The organism is Mesorhizobium sp. M2E.F.Ca.ET.209.01.1.1 (assembly GCF_004010375.2).
GTDB lineage: Bacteria > Pseudomonadota > Alphaproteobacteria > Rhizobiales > Rhizobiaceae > Mesorhizobium.
In genome coordinates this window covers 1-287 of record NZ_SADP02001240.1, presented here as the reverse complement: position 1 = coordinate 287, position 287 = coordinate 1, and the positions used below count along the sequence as shown (strand labels likewise).

At 58.9% G+C, this 287-nt stretch carries 1 pseudogene; it reads left to right on the top strand.

The features are described from left to right. Positions 1–125 precede the first annotated feature (125 nt). Positions 126–287 (top strand): annotated as a pseudogene (locus EN852_RS43050) (glycosyltransferase); the annotation flags it as partial.

The following is a 287-nucleotide window of genomic DNA, read 5'->3' as shown; positions in this document are numbered from 1 at the left end:
GGCAGGCTGTCGAATCGCTCTGTTCATGAAACTATTCCTATTTTGGCGATGAGAACAAAGCAAGAACTTTTTCGGCCGAAAAGCGCAACTGGCGCAAGTCGTGGCTTTCCGCTATTCGGCTAAGAATGATCAGCGTCCTCATCGAGACCCGCAACGACGAAGAGGGGCTTGCCCGCACGCTCGCCTCCTTGGTCGGTGGCGCGTTCTAGGTCGTGGTGCGCGACGTCATTGTCTGCGATTCCGGCTCGACCGACCAGACGCACCGCGTCGCCGAGCATGCCGGCTGC